We start from the raw sequence: 16,477 nt of genomic DNA, 5'->3' as shown, positions 1-16,477 counted from the left end.
TTCAACTTCGTTGATTCGAATTTGGCGACCTAATGCGGTTGAGAGCACTTGCTCAGCAGCAATAAGCAGAGGAGCAAAGACTTTTTTGTCCCTCTGCCTGATGAGCTGTCTTATTGGATTCCAGTTTGAGTCTGGCATTGCTGCTGATAGCGAATAGCCTACGGATCCTCCCATGAATTATCTGAATTTCGGTAATGCTTAAGTTGCATTGAGCGTGAAGCAAGTTCGAGATCTATTTGTGAGAGTTCGACATCAGTCTTGGCTCAGACGTTCAAAAGATTGCCCCCGATGTCCTGCCGCTTTGCCCGTGGTAATAACTGCCGCCGTAGTAATACCAGTCGAGTCTTTCCAGGGTGTCTTTTGCCTGGTTGGCAGTTAGCCTAGAGGACTGCTCAGGCGTGATAGTACCGAGATACCACTGCCCCGAAGCAGTGAAGGCCTCGATTTCATAGAAATACCTGAGCCAGTGCTGTCCACAGTTTTGGCAGGTGAGGATGGAGACTTCAGCAAACCTGCTATCCATTCCCAATTCTCTGTTACTGGTCAAATGATTGCTTGGCGTGGTGTAGCAACCACAAGGTTCTGGTTGTTGCTGGCCTTCACCATTCATTAAGTGTGATCCTAAACTCCACATCAGAGGCTTCCTTCATGCTGCTGTGCCCTATTCTAAGTGCTATTTTTGCGCAATAGATGCTCAAATCCAGCATCAACCCAATCTTTAATTGATACCCAATAAAGCGGGTTCTGCATGAAATAGTATTCGAATTTATAGTTGCATTTTGGGCAGGAGAAGCCGGGGTGATCGGGCTTGAAGTGATTTATCTCCTGATCATTCTGGGATAAATCGTGCAGGTTGTTGTACAGGGTATCGCATTCATAACAAAAGACCATAGGCCAACCGCACTGTGAGCATTTGAAGGGATACAGAGCTTCATTGCCGCAACAGTTGAACGGATCGAAGTTTAAATCTGCTTCTACAACTTGTTTCTCACTCATCTCAAGCTCAACTCACTTGGCACGAAAGCTGTCTAGATTCCGCTTCACCCTTCATTCTGTAGCAAGGTTCTCAATAGAGATTGCAGTTGCACAGGTGCATCGGTAGTAATAACTTGCTTCCCGAAACGTTTCCAGAGCAAAGCTTCAACTAGCGTAGCTTTTCGCTTTTCGCCTAAGTTAGTTCCCCAGACAGCTAGGTCTTTATCACCCTGGGCTTTCCACTGGTCAAATACTTTTGCAAGATGAAGATCAGACTCTAGGGTCTGTAATCGTTTCGATTTATCACCGACACTTTTTATCTCTGCTGAAAGATATACCCCTAGCTTAATTAGTGCATCTCCTGCCTGTGCCTGAACGTATATCTCGCCCCAATCTATTACGAGATCTTTATAGTCGTCGCGCAATTTATTAAGGGCAACTTGTGTTGCTGCGATATCGGCATCAGTTCTACGCGGCGCTTCACCGGTTCCCTGAACTGTACGACCATCGGGGAATTTCACTGTTACTGTAGAACGGTGGGGACCAGGAGATTTGGATATCAGTTGAAAATCAGCGCAATCCTCAACGCAGCCAAGATTCTTGAGCAGCTGTAGAAGTTGGTTCTTTGCGTTTTCGGGCATACGTACTTCGGGGCTGTGGGGAGAGTATACGCTGCTGGCTCTTCAGTAAAAAGATAGCTGAGGAAGGATATGACGGGTTGTAGATCTAACGGCACAGCTTGTTGAGTGCAGATAACTTTGCAACTCAACGACAGCTTAACTTTGTCCAGTACATTTAATTGTTGAACCTTCATTACTGCTGAGTCCTAACTCAACATACAACTCTGGGCTATAAGTTGCTTCCTTCCAATTTTGGGCTGCTTTAATTTGTTCAACCGTCAGCCCCTTTGCTTCCCCAAAATTTGCCTTCTGGATATTTGCATCTTTTAAATTTGTTCCTTCCAAGTTTGCATTCCTAAATCTTGCTCCTTGTAAGTTCGCTGCTTGAAAATTAGCGTTCTGCAACAGAGCACCCTGAAATCCTGAGCCGGAGAAGTTCGCCCCTTGTAGATTTGCGCTCTCAAGATTAACGTCCCATAGGATAGCTTTAGGTAACTGAATTCCTATAAGAGATGTATGAGGGGCGATTAGATAAGCACCTGATTTCTCTGCTCTAAAACCTTCTGGGAACTGAGTCTTGTCGTCATATAGGACTTCTCGAAAATCTGTGCCCTCTAATTTCGCATTCAGCAAGCTAGCACCGTATAATCGCGCTCGATAAAGAGAAGCCTTTGATAAATCAGCTCGGTCTAAGATAGCACCTGTTAAATCTGCTGCCCTCAGATTGGCTCCTACCAAATCTGCTCCTACCAAATTGATTCGTCGCAGCTCTGCCTTTGGAGCATCAATATTCCGCAATGAAACTTTTTCATTTGCCAGATTCTCTAGTGCAATCTTGCGGGCATTGCTCGTGGAGGTTCCAGCAGTGGCAGCGGCATCAATGACCTGCCAGTATTCAAACTGTGTCCGTTTGCGCTCCGATTGAATTCTCTCTTGGCGATTAGGAATTTCCAATAGAAAAGCAATGACTGCAATGAGAACACCTAACTTACTGACGGCATCAAGAATTTTGATGAATGCCCAATTTGTCAGCCAAGTTGCGATCGGTTCTGCAAAAACTAGAATGACCACCAAAGTGATCAATGCAGAGAAAAAAACAGCGAATTGTACTTTTGTCCACTCTTGCATCGCTTAATTGTCTGATTATTTACTTGCAATCATAGCCTACCAGTAACTTCATCACTGTGTCTTGCTGAAAGACCGGAGCTAAATTTGTGTTCATAGAACAGCAAGTTACCTTGAACTTAAAAATTGAACTTAAAAGACTTGATACTGTTCGCTGCAATACGGTTTTATGCCGCTCCACTTATGTCTTTTCAGAATCTCAGACTTGATGAGTTCTAGATGCTGAAATAAACTAACTTATATCTTTGCTGAGAAATTTATGTCTAAAGAAATTGTTATTGCTCTGATTTCTCTTGGTGGAGTAGCACTATCAGTAATCATCTCCTTCCTAACTAGCTTAAGGCTTACAAGAACTGAATTAGAAAAACTGCGTTCAGAAATTAAGAAGACATACGCTGATCAGTTGCTTTCTAAACGACTAGAAACTTATCCAAGTTTATACTATTTGACGAGTATTTTCTCAAAGAAATACAATATGGTTCTATTGATAACTCAAACTTGGAGGAATTACGTACTCAGTTGATAGAGTGGGATTCTAGAAACGCTATATTTTTGAGCAGTTATGCAAGTCGTAAGCTATACAGTCTTCGTAGAAGATTAGTCGCTGAATTAAAACAACTGACAGACGAAGAGCTGAAGAATCCAGATCTGCTCAAGGGGCTTCAGGAGCAAGTGGAGAGGCTTGAAGTAGCCCTCAGAAACGATATCGGTGTATACGTAGTTGAGTTCTCAGATCCTGATGTTAGGTTCTCAGCCTTTGAAGAGATACCTCGTGAACGACCTAAGAAAACAAGGAGATTTCCTGGTTGAGACGCGTGTACTTTGATTGTTTGATTGATAACTCTACTGTAGACGATTCTCTGCAAATAGTATTAAGGCTATTGTCTTACGGGTAACCATGCTATCTAATGAAAAAAGGCAACGGTGGCAGAGGTTGACTGCCACCACACCAGTGGCTTCCGGCAGTTCGTTGCCTTTGAGTTGTTAGTCTGTGCCAACTAAAAATTTTTGCTTCTACCTGCCTTCATCCGGTGGTGTATAAAGAAAAAACCGTCTGGTAGAATCAAGGCATTCTTGCTCGACATCGTCAACCTCTTGAGAAAATCCCAGTTCATTATCTTCAGTAAAAATAAAACCAACAAACGATATCGTGGTAGGGCTCTTTTGCTTTAAAGTAGAGTCTTCGTAATTTGTAGCTCCATATGAATCAGGATCTTGAGGATCTACATGAACAGAAGCAACAGTTGAACCATTTCGAGAAGTAACTCTCATACAGATTCTTTCCCCTCTCTGCAATATCTCCAGGTAATTATTGTTAGCTCTATATAATCCTACTCGTAAAGGATTAGTCGCGATTTGATTTTGAGAAGTTGGAGCTGAAGCTTTGTTAAATGTGATCACTAAAAAAAATGCAAAAGCTAGGAGTGCGATGAATGCCAAAAGCCCACTTAAACCTTGCGAACCTTTAAATAGAAGAGATGCTAAAACAGCGAGCAAAACAAACATCAGGGCTGCTAATGCTGTTGGATTATCACCTACTGCTTCAAGAATTTCTGCTAGATATTGAAAAATGTTTTCCATGCTCAACTTAGTCTAGGCTTTGCAGAATCACCATCATTTTAGCCTTTTTGTAGAGGCACATCTACCAAAGCTTAAGTCAGGGTAACTACACATCCGTTACCGAAGTGTACCCTTCTTAGAACTTACTACATATTAGGGCTGTTTCGAAATAAACTGGCTACTTAGGACGTAGGACCAAAGGCAACGAAACCCCATTCGCTTCTACACTGCCTATGGTATACCCTGGTTAATTTGCAGCGCCTCTACTTTGCTGACCTGCCTCTATTTTGAAGCGGCTCTATTAGGTAGAGCATTCCTGTGTAGTATGCTGGTTAAACAATACTATTCAACGATAGTAGTTTAGACAAAAGCTGATATTAAATTTCCTAATTCAAAAGTAGCAAAAACTGAACTTTGATTTTCCTCAGATTTTTATCCCAAGTGCTTTTAAATAAGTATTCATCTGGGCTTCGATCTCACATCTCTCAGCTTCTAATTCCTGCATTTTTTTAACCTGCGAATCAATATCTAATTCGCTTTTCACTTCTTTGGGCTCTACATAACGGTTAATGGCTAGGGTATAGCCATACTTAGAAATCCCCTCATGTGATGCAATCCGGGAATAACCAGCCTCTTCTCGGAAATCAGAATAGGTAGAGACGATCCTAGAAATAATTTCATCAGTTAAAAAATTCTGCTTGCGATTTGACTCGTACTCATGGCTGGCATCAAGAAACAAAATCCTTCCTTTTCTGTCCTCTGATTTTTGTCTATTAAAAATAATAATGGCTGTAGCGATTTTTGTAGTATAAAATAATTTCTGAGGAAGACCAATAACGGCTTCAACCAAGTCATCATTGATTATACTTTCACGAATTTCTCCTTCAATTCCTCCACGGAATAGTACTCCATGTGGCACTATCATTGCGGCTCTCCCCCTGTCAGTAAGCAGAGCTAGTGCATGCTGAATAAACACATAGTCTGCTGAACTTTTTGGTGGATCACCATATTGAAAACGAGGGGAAGAATTATGCTTGGATTCATAGTTATCCCAATTTTTAACTCCAAAAGGAGGATTGGTGATAACTACATCAAATTTTTGTGGTTCTCCTTTCTCCTTTATTGGAAAGTTTCTGGTAAGACTTCCTGATAAAATTTTAGAATGAATAAAACCGTGTATAAATAAGTTCATAGATGCTATTGATCGTAATTCATAATCTTCCTCCTGTCCCCAAAGAGAAATTTCTTGAGGATCTTCGCCTTTCTTTTTAAAGTAACGGGCCGCTTCAATTAACATCCCTCCAGAGCCACAGGCTGGATCATAAATGTGCATCTCCGCTTGAGGTTCAATTAAGTCAATTATTAGCTTTCTTAAGCCATATGGAGTAAAGAAATTTACATTCGACTTCATCTCATACAATCCGGAGTTTACAATCAAATCCTCGTATATTTGTCCTAGCAACTCTGGTTGGTTCAGGCTATTCTGATCAAAATCAAACATAGAAAGTTCTCTGATCACGCTTTTTAGCGTATGGTCACTGGCTCGTTCCCATTGATTAATAATAGGATTGATGAAAATTCCCTGAAGCGTTGGGTTCGATTTTTCAATGGAAGAAAAAATGCTGGTCAGTTCTTTGCCAACCTTCTGAACTGAATCCCTTATGTATATCCAATTAGCTTCTCTGGGAAGAGTAAGGTTTTCACTAAGCTTCTGATTCTTTAAACTGTCTTTGGTGTGCAAAGTCGACAACCACTTAAAAAATAAAAGCGGCAGAATATAACTACTATAGTTGCCTGACAAGTACGTATCCTCACGCAATAAATTAATGACGTTTTTAAGTGCAGACTCAATTTTTTCTCGGTTTAGCATTCTACTTATCCAATAATTGAAAAAGAGACATCTCAGTTAACTCCTGGCGAGCTGCTAATGCGTCTAGAGTTAATTCCCTATAAGATTCAAATAGTAAAAATAGTTGAACGATTTGATTCTGAGTGTTTATTTCAGGCAATGGAATCTTAAGCTCACGCAATTCAGAGACTCTAATCGAGGGCAAAGTTGTGCTAGAGCGTTTTTGCGGTGTATATAATAACTTCTCCATCCACTTCGAACGCATTAACACTGCAATATATCCCGGGTTAACCTGCTTCAAATCTTTTGGTCGAAAAATCGCAACATTTTGACCTGCGATACTTCCTTCTGAAGCTTCTGTCACGACTGAAGATTTAAGCAATGACCCTCTAATTGCAATGACAACGTCGTTCTTACGCAGCCGATATCGTTGAATACTTGCGGTGTTGTTTAGCTTGATTTGCTCTAGGTCATGCTCAATGTGCAGCTTCTCTAAATCTTTTACATTGACGATGAACTCCGATTCTCCTCCATTATCTCGATAACGGCTCACTGATAAGCCTTGAGTAAGACTTTCCCCTAAATCTTTGAAAAGATATCCTGCTTGAACCATAAATTGTGCGCCCCGGAAAAATGCCGTAATCTTGACTACTGCAAATCAGAATGCTACAACCATACCATGCTTGAAATGCCGTAGGGTGGCATACGGCAAAAAACTCGAAACCCAAAAGGAGGATTGAGGGCAGAAGCTCTTGCTTGATTAAGGGTATGTCTGATGTCTGTAACATTCTTTACAAATCTGGAGCTTTCGCAGTTGTCGAATAATCACCAACAGGGGCCTCAAGAAGATCGAATCTGCCAAGAACGTATCCGACAAGCCAAGCTGGCGTTCAACTTGTTTATCGCTTTTGCAGGAGCAAGTTCTGTTCTTGCACTCCTTTGTGTTGCTTTCCTACTTACGGGTCGCATCTCTCAAGGGGCTTATGCAGCTGTTGGAGGATTGGCCTCGACGGCAGCAGGAGGTCGGTGTGCGCAGCTGTATCGCGAGGCAAATGATCGCCTCGATCGCCTACCCAGGAGTTAGACGATGAAGACAAGATTGAGTAACGCGATTGGCACGCAGACATTCCAGAAATCGTTCGGTTACCCATCATCTCCTTGAGGAGCTATCTTGAATTGCTTTCTAGAAGGCCAAATTAATAAATAATTGATGGGGATAAATAACTGCAAGATAATATTTATTGATGACTTTACCCGTTGCGCAACTGTCACTAAAGTCTTAAATAAATAAGTTTAAGGAACTCTCCATGCTGAGATGGGAATTTGCCCAACCCCATTATTAGGGTGATCTTCGGCCTAACTAATACCCTTTCCCCGATTTTGTATGACTTTTCTAAGCTAATCTCTGATTTTGGCGATTAGGTTTACCAAACTATCTGTATCTTAACATTTGCCCGTAGTGACTAGGAAGTTCAGCCTTTTCTTTAGGGAAAGCACCTCTCTTCACGGGCTAATTACCAAAATCTCTGCTATGTCGAGAAACTGATGTTTTCTGAAGATGTGCCACGATCAGGAAAGCTGCTCGATCAAGCCTAAAATGCGATTCGCTTCCTACTCATACCGTACCAAGGATATTGGTGTTCAGCAGCTCTGCCACTACATCTCGTCTCTGATTATCCATCCTCCAAAAACATGAACAGCGTAGACATCAATAGGCACAGAAATTCCCTGCTGTTCTCTCAAGTGAAAGGCTCCGGGGAACGTTGCTCTTAATCACTTGATAAACTGAATCTCGCTCCAGGTTTCACCCTGAGCTGAGATTTCCATCCAGCATAGCTGTCGTTTTTCTGACTGGGTAGGAAAAAATTCAGTTGAGTGAAACTAGGCTGAACCTGGGTTTCGGTGCTTACTCCGCCTGGTTAGTTACGATACAACAAATCTTTTTTGGGTTGACCCCTTGACTCCGGAATCCAGTCCCTGTTACTTTCCTCACAGGCAACTGGTTCCCTAGGCGTCCCCCAGGGTCTTATGCAAACTCTGGGGAACTAACCGTCGGGTTGATATCTACAACCCGGCGGCTAGGGGGCAGTTTAGCACCTGCCTTTCTCGACCCTGAATAGGGTCAAAGGCTCCCATGCCCTCAAATTTTGGAGTTCTTGCCATGCACCTTACCCAGGTGTTGCAGCCGCAGCTTTGTATCTCTTTGCTCCAGGTCGCCCGCTTTCTCGGCATCCCCAAATCCCGCATCTGCCGCATCGAACACTGGACCCATGTGTTGTTCGTCCATCGTGCCGACCAGGGCGGCCAGTTCATCAGCTATCGCAAATTCGCCGCTTGGGTTGAAGCCTGCGCCCGCACCATCCAGAGTTGCAACGACCTGCGCCTGCTCGAATGGATCGGTTGGGTAATCAAAGCCGAAGTGCAACGCTTCCAGTACGGCGAAGACGTGCTCGACTACTGGCGACAACTCTGGCGACAGCGACACCGCCAACTCACTCAGCAAGAAGCAACGCAGGGAGTGTTAGCGCAATGATCTTGCTGACCCTAAAATTTTTCTCACTCGGCTCAGTAATTTTTCGTGCCAATGATGGAAAATCTGCTGCCAATCATGAAAAAGATAGAGCCGTCTACGAAAATTTTCGAGGCCAACCGAGATTAGATCGTTCCAGACTTACAAAAGATGAATCGCTCTACGTAATTTTTCTTCCCAGGATAGAAAAGATCGTTTCGATCATAGAAAAGATGGAGTCGTCTACGAAAATTTTCGGTGCGAAGTGAGATTAGATCGTTCTCAACGAGATTGAATCTCACTTTTCTACGTAATTTTTCTTCCGAAAAACGATCTAATCTCACTTCTCTAGGCATTTTTGCTTCTCAAACAAGAAAAGATAGTCCTCGAGACCATCTTTTCTATCCCCCAGTCTTTTAGATCGTTCTCAACGAGATCTAATCTCACTTCTCTAGGCATTTTTGCTTCTCAAACATAGAAAAGATAGTCTTCGAGATCATCTTTTCTATCCCCCAGTCTTTTAGATCGTTCTCAACGAGATCTAATCTCACTTCTCTACGTAATTTTTCTCACCCTTCCTACCAATCATGAGCCCTAGCCTCCGCCTTGCTCTGTGGGATTACATAGTCCGTCGTCTCAAGCTGCCCGCTCAGCTCAAACTGATTTTGCTGGTGATCGCCAACTACATCGAACCCAGCGGTGCCCAATCGCGAGTCACCCTCGGCCTGCTCAGCCGCGACAGCGACCTAGAACCCCATGCCCTGAGCCCCTTGCTCCTAAGCCTCGAAGCCCGCAACCTGGTGAGCAAAGTGATGGTTTACCCCGAAGGCCGTGGCTCCATCATTCCGCTCTATAGCCTTTCCCCTAGCCTATTGCGGGCAATCCAGAACCCCCAGAAATAGAGACCCGAAAAGAGGAGCCACCGCTATCACATATCACTTGACTGCTGATCACTGGACTACTGGGCTAACCTATCGGCTAGGTGCGACCTTGCCCTTACGCTTCAGCGCTGAACCCGCCCCCAAGGCCAATGCCAGCAGACCAAAGCTTGTCGTGGGTTCCGGCACAGAAGTTGCCGCCGCAACCGCCCGATCCGCTTGAATCAAACCAAAGCCACTGGCAAAGTCAAAGCCTCGGTCGAAACCTGGCGTGCTGGGGTCATCCATATCAATGGCTGTTCGCTCCAGAATTCTGTAGAGTTCCTGTGGGCTGAGGTCTGGATTGGCCTCTAGCACCAGGGCTGCCACCGCCGCCGCGTTGGGAGCTGCCGCCGAAGTGCCAAAGAAATTGGGGAAGCCATCACCTTCAAGATCTGAGCCTGGAAAGGGTGGAAAGAACGTGTTGTTGACGGCATCGGGAGCCACAATTTCGGGCTTTAAGCGAATCTCTGGCTGGGCCAAACGGTTGCCTTCCGAGTCGAACAGGATGGGCACCGAACCGGCTGAGGAGAAGGGTTCGAGGATTGGCGGGTTGACACCGAATTCTGGCGTGAGGAAGTAGGGCGCAGCGCCCACCGCCTCGGCTCCCTCAGCATTGGGATGACCGAAGACCGTACCGCTAGCGGTATCGAATTCATTGATGCTGCCGCGAAGACCGAACAGAATGTACTTCATCAGCCCAGGATTGGGGCCTGTCAGATTGGTAATCGCCAGGTTGAACTGGTCGCTGCCAAACGAGCCGTCGTTCTCAAATTCGAAAATTTCTAGCGGATCAGCCCCGATATTAGACTCTGTGCTGCCAGCCAGGAGGTTAGTGCCAGACTCATCAAACAGCAGAATATCCAGATCGCTAGCCGAGCCCTCACTGCCGAGTGAGGCAAAGGGTTGATCCCACTGGAAGCTCAGCACAATACTATTGCCCTCGGGGATGGTAATACTTTGCAGCGTGTCGATGCCTGCTGTCGGATCAAAATCGTGAAGCTCACCAAACAGAGGATCGACTAGACCGCTGGCATTAAAAGGACTCTCATAACTATTGCGAGCATCGTTACCGGCAGCAGAGAAGTAGGCCACGCCATCAGCCACAACTTCGTCCACGGCTTGAGCAATTACGCCATCTTGAAAGAACGGTTCTTCGAGATAGCCAATATCGTCCACGATAATATCGGAGCCAGCCGCGGCCAAATCGAGAATGCCCTGAGCAAAGTCCGCTGCTCCCAGAAAGGCAGTATGAAAGGCCAGATCAGCACCGGGCGCGAGGTCGTAGATTAGCTGTGCCATCGCCCGCCCCTCATCAATGCCGCCAAAGGGGTCATCCAGTGGCAATTCTTTGAGCACCTCCACATCCGGCGGCAGATCACCCGTGGCCACATCGGTTGCCGCGCCACCCAAAAAGTCGAAGCTGTCTGACAAAATGCCAACCTTAACCCCGCTGCCATCCACGCCAAACCGCTCACGGGCCACATCTGCGCGCACAGCAATATCGGCCTGACCGGTGACTAAACCGACGTTGCTGATCGGGCGGTAGGTAGGACGGGCAAATTGCAGACTATTGAGCTGAGCCAGGTCATCAATTGATGCAACGGGCAATAAGCCTGACACCAGAGAGCCGTAAGTCGAACCCCCTTGCAGTCCCAAGTTGTTTAGATCGGCGAACAGGGTTTGGGTGCTGCCAGCGGCAATGGCGTTAATTCTTACTTGATCGCCGTACAGTTGCAACGATGACGACGGCAAGACCGGCAGACCGTTTGTGTGTCGAACGTAGAGGGAGCTTAAGTCGGTTCCCACCCGTGCCATCGGCCCTTGTTTGGTTGAACCGAGCAGGCTAATCAGATCTGCAAAATTAGAACTACCGTTAAAAGTTGCAGCTTTGGCATCAAGGCAGAAGCCAGCGACAGCTGTTGTGGTTGCTAAGGCTGCGGCTGCAATTGGGTAAGGAAGCTTTAAGATTTTCATTACTCAGCTGACCATAAACAGCAAGAGAGAACGGTGGAAATGGACGGGGCAAGTTCCACTTCCAGCCCAAGAAGCTATGCGCCTTGTAAAGTTTACAAACTCCGTGTAAATACTTGCATGTTCAACCGGTAAACAGCAAACTTAGCTTGAGCTTTACAGAAACTTTATTGAAGACAATGATTATGGTTTGAGATGAAGGGGCGAAGCTGAAAGCCTGGGAGCCAGGCTGTACAAGCAGAAGAAGTAAAAGCTCAGTTAAAACTGGATGAAGTTCTAAGCTTTTTTGTCATCACTAGGCTCTACCTTAGATACCCTAGTTCTTTAGCTCTGAACTCACCCGCTTAGCTCACCGAACCGCACTGTAATTGGTAGTTAAAGCTACATTATCCTGTATCTGCTTGATAAAAGCAGAAGGCTTAATGAGCAATGCAATCGAACCTGCAAGCTTAAGTCAGCCGCTAGTACCCGTTAACGAGTGCCAATTAGCTAGCACCAGTTATCCCAATTTTCTCGATGAGAGCCGCCAATCAAAACCTCACCACCTACAGCTCCTCCCCTTGGCAAGGGGAGGTTGGGAGGGGGCAAACGGGTAGTGACTAAAAAATGAGCTGATATTGTTGATATTAGCGAGCACCAGTTAGCAAGCACTCGCTAAATAGAGTCATAACTTGGTCCCTGCAGATCCATGCTGATATCTAGCCAGGAAGACCGAGTTACAGGCGCACTGGTGGAAATATAATCCACGCCGGTTTCAGCGACAGAGCGCAGGGTGGTGAGGGTAATGTTGCCAGAGGCTTCGATTTTGACCGCAGGATTCTGCTGGCGAATCAAAGCGACGGCCTCTCGCATTTGGGCGATGGGCATATTGTCGAGCATGATGATTTCCACGCCTGCTGCCAGCGCTTCAGCCACCTGCTCTAGTGACTCCGTTTCTACTTCAATCGTGAGCGGATACGGCAAGTAGGCACGAATGCGTTGCACGGCCTGAGCAATGCCACCGGCTGCGGCAATGTGATTGTCTTTGATCATCACGGCATCATCCAGGCCCAGGCGGTGGTTGATCGCGCCGCCCAATTGAGTGGCGTATTTTTCCAGCAGGCGTAAACCGGGGGTAGTTTTGCGCGTGTCCACCAGGCGTGTGGCTAAGTCAGCAATTTTGTCGGCATACTGCCGCGTCAGGCTACTGACTCCAGACAGACGCATGGTCAGGTTGAGGGCTGTGCGCTCACCGATCAACAGGGCCTCCATGGGTCCCTGCATTTGCGCAATCACAGTGCCAGAATCGCAAGCTTTGCCTTCCGGTACCAGGGCCGTGAATTGAACTTGAGGATCTAGCAATTGAAAAATGCGAGTGGCTAGAGGTAAGCCTGCAATCACGCCTGCTTCTTTTGCTAACCATTGAGCGCTACCCCTAGGGGTTTCAACATTCGATGAACGATGAAATAGGCCTTGGGTAGTGTGGTCGCCTCGGCCAATATCTTCGCGTAGCCAAGTTTGTAAAAGCGGATCTAGAACAATTTGGGGAGGCAAAATCGCCATAAATGTCAAATGTGAACTCAGAGGATTAATATAGTCGCAGATTACGGTGCCCGAAAGGTATTGGATTGCATGGAAATGCTGCGCCCCTTGGGATCGGTGATCCAGGGATCTTTGAGTGAAGGCATTGAAGTCCGGTTGCATCCGGATGTTTCAGTGGAAGAAATGCGAGTGGGAAAATTTCTGGTGGTGCAGGGCCAGCGCACTCGCTTTTTTTGCATTCTGACCGATGTGAAACTGGGCACTGCTAGCGCACGAATTTTGTCGAATCCTCCCGACCCTAGCAATACTTTTCTCACTGAAGTTTTGGCGGGAACCGGTACCTTTGGCACTGTGAGCTTAACGCCAATGCTGATGTTCATCAGCGATTCCAACCTGGATGATGGCAGTTCGCCGACCTTAGAATTGCTGCCGGTCAAAACGGTGCCCAGTCACTTTAGCCAGGTTTACGACGCTTCAGAACGCGATTTTCGGGTGGTGTTTGGCTGGGAAGATGATCCGCACCGCCGTAACTTTTCGGTGGGGCAGCCTATCGATATGGCGGTGCCGATTTGTCTGGATCTCGACCGCTTTGTCGAACGCAGCAACGGCGTGTTTGGTAAGTCGGGCACCGGCAAATCGTTTTTGACTCGCCTGTTGCTGTCCGGCATTATTCGCAAGCGGGCTGCGGTGAATCTAATCTTCGATATGCATTCAGAATACGGCTGGGAAGCGGCAGCGGAGGGCAAGCATTTTCACACGGTCAAAGGTCTGCGGCAACTGTTTCCCAGTGAGGTTCAGGTCTACACCCTAGATGCCGAATCCACCCAACGGCGTGGCGTACGTGATGCCCAGGAGCTCTACATCAGCTACGACCAGATCGAAGTCGAAGATTTGATGCTGGTCAGCAGTGAGCTAAACCTCTCGGAGGCCAGTTTAGAGAACGCAATTATCCTGCGCAATGAGTTTGGAAAAAGTTGGATTACCCGGCTGCTGAGCCTGTCCAATCAGGAGATTCAAGAGTTCTGCGAAACCAAAATGGGCTCTAAATCTTCAATCATGGCCTTGCAGCGCAAGCTCACACGGCTGGACGGGCTGAAATATATGCGTAGCGCCTGCCCTCATAACTATGTGGCGCAGATTTTAGATGCCCTGGAATCGGGTAAGCATGTGGTGATTGAGTTTGGTTCGCAATCAAATCTGCTGGCCTACATGCTGGCAACCAACGTGATCACCCGCCGCATTCACGCTAGCTATGTGCGCAAGGCAGAGCACTTTTTGCAGACCAAAAATCCCAGCGACCGACCCCGGCAACTGGTGATCACCATCGAGGAAGCGCATAAATTTCTAGACCCAGCGATTGCCAGGCAGACGATTTTTGGCACGATTGCCCGTGAGATGCGCAAATATTTTGTGACCTTACTGATTGTCGATCAGCGTCCTTCTGGAATCGACAACGAGGTGATGTCGCAGATTGGCACACGGATTACTGCCCTGCTCAATGACGAAAAAGATATTGAGGCGATCTTTACAGGCGTCTCCGGCGGGCAAAATTTGCGTGCGGTGCTGGCTAAATTGGACTCCAAACAGCAAGCGCTGGTGCTGGGTCACGCAGTGCCGATGCCCGTAGTGATGCAAACGCGGGCCTATGACCAGCAGTTCTATGCTGAGGTGGGCGAAACGGCTTGGCAAGAACTGCCGCTTGACGTGGTTGCGCAAGCAGCAGCAGCAGCACGGGCGGACTTGGGGCTGTGAGGGGGACTGTAAGCCTCAGATTCTCAAGCTCTCAGGCCATTTGAGATGAAGATATAGCTTAAGAAAGATTATAGCCATCCGGTATTTACACGGGGTTTATCGAAGAATCAAGAGAGGGTGAAATCTGGTTTTCCGTGTATACACCGAGGACTCAATCCTAGATTATGTGATCTGGAAAGCATTCGAGGTTTTATGGCCTAGTCACTCCCAGGCTGACCTTGGGGGCAAAACGCGACTCTAAACGGCGGCTCTCAAACGAGAGTGCAGCGCTAAGGCGCAGATTTCAGTGCATCTACTTCAGTGACCACAAACCAGGGACCGCTGGTTCACTACCAGAAGTAGAGACTACAGGATGACCTCTGTTCATCAAGCCCTTGACGGCCTTGATAGCCAACTTCAATCGCTTCGGCAGCTTCAGTTTTCAGGTTGGCTTGATGTCCAAGCTGCAAGTGGGTTGCAATGGCGATTCTATTTGTCTTCCGGGCGTTTAGTTTGGGTTAAGGGCGGCTTACACCCCGTTCGAGCCCGCTATCGGCTGCTCTCGCAGCATTGTCCCAAACTGGACCTGAACGCCGCCCTTAGCTTTTCGCCCGATGGCCACCAAGGCTACTGGGATTACCGGGCGCTGCTCACCCTTGCCAAGCGGCAGATGATTACAGGAGAGCAAGCGGCTGCTTTGATTCGCGGTGCCGTGGCCGAGGCATTGTTTGATGTCAAGCAACGGGAACAGGCTGAGCAATTGACCTTTACCTGTTTCCAGCAGGACAGCTTAGAGTCGTCCCTGGCACTGATTAATACTGAACATGCACTCCAAGCCACTCAACAAGTTTGGGATGCTTGGTGCCGCGCGGGGCTGAAGAACTGTTCGCCAAATTTAGCGCCGATTGTTCAGCAGCCTGAGCAATTACAAAGGCAAGTTTCACCCAGTCTCTACCAGACGCTTGTCGCGATCATGGATGGCAAACGGACGCTCCGAGATTTAGCCATTCTGATGAGGAAGGACCTATTGGTGTTGACTCAGTCACTGATGCCCTACATTCACAAGGGGACTATGGGACTGGTGGCTATTCCTGATCTCGCTTCCCCAAAGACAAGCACTGATTCAAAGGTTGGCCCAAAGGCTGGCTCAGACGTTGGCTCAAACACTGGCCCGAAGTCTAACCCGGCTGCAGAACCAGGTCGATCCCAGGTTAATGGTCCTAATCAGTCAGCACCCAATCAGTCAAATCCCAATCAGCCAATTTCCAATCAGCCAACAGGGGACCAGCCCCAATTATTGATCGCTTGCGTTGATGACAGCCCGATGGACTGCCGCTTGATGGAGTCGATTTTGCTTCAGTCTGGCTACCAGTTTGTGGGGATTCAAGATCCCTTACAGGCCCTACCTATCCTGCTAGAAACTAAGCCTAATCTGATCTTTTTGGATCTGGTAATGCCCATTGCCAGTGGCTATGAGATTTGCGCACAGATTCGCAGGGTTTCTATTTTCAAGAAAACGCCTGTGATTATCTTGACGGGGAATGACGGCATTGTGGATCGAGTCCGAGCTAAGGTGGTCGGTTCATCAGATTTTCTGGCTAAACCGATTGAAGCCCAACGGATATTGACACTGCTGCGCAAATATTTACCTCTGCCTACTAGTGCTCAAAAAGCCGCTCTGTCCTAAATTTATTGT

15 protein-coding genes are annotated in these 16,477 nt (G+C 47.0%); 6 read left to right on the top strand and 9 right to left on the bottom strand.

What is annotated here, in order from left to right:
* Window positions 1-271: 271 nt before the first annotated feature.
* The 4 genes from H6F94_RS15840 to H6F94_RS15825 all read right to left on the bottom strand — a co-directional run bounded on the left by H6F94_RS15840 (window position 272) and on the right by H6F94_RS15825 (window position 2,723).
* Window positions 272-523, bottom strand: a complete 252-nt coding sequence (locus tag H6F94_RS15840; protein WP_190803199.1) for a hypothetical protein — start codon at window positions 521-523, stop codon at window positions 272-274.
* 143 nt (window positions 524-666) lie between these two features.
* Window positions 667-996 (bottom strand): hypothetical protein, encoded by a 330-nt coding sequence (locus H6F94_RS15835; protein WP_190803198.1) that lies wholly within the window; start codon window positions 994-996, stop codon window positions 667-669.
* Window positions 997-1,040: 44 nt separating this feature from the next.
* Complete coding sequence (locus H6F94_RS15830; protein ID WP_190803197.1) at window positions 1,041-1,616, bottom strand: hypothetical protein; 576 nt, start codon at window positions 1,614-1,616, stop codon at window positions 1,041-1,043.
* A gap of 135 nt (window positions 1,617-1,751) precedes the next feature.
* Window positions 1,752-2,723: a pentapeptide repeat-containing protein gene (locus H6F94_RS15825; RefSeq protein WP_190803196.1), complete on the bottom strand. Its 972-nt coding sequence runs from the start codon at window positions 2,721-2,723 to the stop codon at window positions 1,752-1,754.
* 549 nt (window positions 2,724-3,272) lie between these two features.
* On the opposite strand from H6F94_RS15825, the gene H6F94_RS15820 reads away from it, so the two are divergent.
* Entirely contained in the window at window positions 3,273-3,530 is a 258-nt protein-coding gene (locus H6F94_RS15820; protein WP_190803195.1) for a hypothetical protein, read from the top strand.
* Between the two features lie 204 nt (window positions 3,531-3,734).
* On the opposite strand, the gene H6F94_RS15815 is transcribed toward H6F94_RS15820, so the two are convergent.
* The 3 genes from H6F94_RS15815 to H6F94_RS15805 all read right to left on the bottom strand — a co-directional run bounded on the left by H6F94_RS15815 (window position 3,735) and on the right by H6F94_RS15805 (window position 6,742).
* The gene (locus tag H6F94_RS15815) at window positions 3,735-4,301 is read right to left on the bottom strand and encodes a hypothetical protein (protein WP_190803194.1); all 567 of its coding nucleotides are present in this window, start codon (window positions 4,299-4,301) and stop codon (window positions 3,735-3,737) included.
* Between the two features lie 403 nt (window positions 4,302-4,704).
* Complete coding sequence (locus H6F94_RS15810) at window positions 4,705-6,150, bottom strand: N-6 DNA methylase (protein WP_190803193.1); 1,446 nt, start codon at window positions 6,148-6,150, stop codon at window positions 4,705-4,707.
* Between the two features lies 1 nt (window position 6,151).
* The gene (locus H6F94_RS15805; protein ID WP_190803192.1) at window positions 6,152-6,742 is read right to left on the bottom strand and encodes a restriction endonuclease subunit S; all 591 of its coding nucleotides are present in this window, start codon (window positions 6,740-6,742) and stop codon (window positions 6,152-6,154) included.
* Window positions 6,743-6,904: 162 nt separating this feature from the next.
* On the opposite strand from H6F94_RS15805, the gene H6F94_RS15800 reads away from it, so the two are divergent.
* The 3 genes from H6F94_RS15800 to H6F94_RS15790 all read left to right on the top strand — a co-directional run bounded on the left by H6F94_RS15800 (window position 6,905) and on the right by H6F94_RS15790 (window position 9,540).
* Window positions 6,905-7,213: a TRADD-N-associated membrane domain-containing protein gene (locus tag H6F94_RS15800; RefSeq protein WP_190803191.1), complete on the top strand. Its 309-nt coding sequence runs from the start codon at window positions 6,905-6,907 to the stop codon at window positions 7,211-7,213.
* Between the two features lie 1,077 nt (window positions 7,214-8,290).
* The gene (locus H6F94_RS15795) at window positions 8,291-8,662 is read left to right on the top strand and encodes a hypothetical protein (protein WP_190803190.1); all 372 of its coding nucleotides are present in this window, start codon (window positions 8,291-8,293) and stop codon (window positions 8,660-8,662) included.
* A 563-nt stretch (window positions 8,663-9,225) separates the two neighbouring features.
* Entirely contained in the window at window positions 9,226-9,540 is a 315-nt protein-coding gene (locus H6F94_RS15790; protein ID WP_190803189.1) for a hypothetical protein, read from the top strand.
* 69 nt (window positions 9,541-9,609) lie between these two features.
* On the opposite strand, the gene H6F94_RS15785 is transcribed toward H6F94_RS15790, so the two are convergent.
* Window positions 9,610-11,532 carry a S8 family peptidase gene (locus H6F94_RS15785; RefSeq protein ID WP_190803188.1) on the bottom strand — a complete coding sequence of 641 codons (1,923 nt, stop codon included), beginning with the start codon at window positions 11,530-11,532 and terminating at the stop codon, window positions 9,610-9,612.
* A gap of 651 nt (window positions 11,533-12,183) precedes the next feature.
* Entirely contained in the window at window positions 12,184-13,071 is an 888-nt protein-coding gene (gene nadC, locus H6F94_RS15780; protein ID WP_190803187.1) for a carboxylating nicotinate-nucleotide diphosphorylase, read from the bottom strand.
* Between the two features lie 69 nt (window positions 13,072-13,140).
* On the opposite strand from nadC, the gene H6F94_RS15775 reads away from it, so the two are divergent.
* Together H6F94_RS15775 and H6F94_RS15770 are read left to right on the top strand one after the other, a co-directional pair.
* Window positions 13,141-14,802 (top strand): helicase HerA domain-containing protein, encoded by a 1,662-nt coding sequence (locus H6F94_RS15775; RefSeq protein WP_190803186.1) that lies wholly within the window; start codon window positions 13,141-13,143, stop codon window positions 14,800-14,802.
* 352 nt (window positions 14,803-15,154) lie between these two features.
* Complete coding sequence (locus tag H6F94_RS15770; RefSeq protein WP_242041212.1) at window positions 15,155-16,468, top strand: response regulator; 1,314 nt, start codon at window positions 15,155-15,157, stop codon at window positions 16,466-16,468.
* The last annotated feature ends 9 nt before the right edge of the window (window positions 16,469-16,477 follow it).

Origin of the sequence: Leptolyngbya sp. FACHB-261 (assembly GCF_014696065.1) — a bacterium.
Taxonomy (GTDB): Bacteria; Cyanobacteriota; Cyanobacteriia; order FACHB-261; family FACHB-261; genus FACHB-261.
Note: the sequence above shows the minus strand (reverse complement) of the source record. Positions and strands in the feature narration are given on the sequence as shown.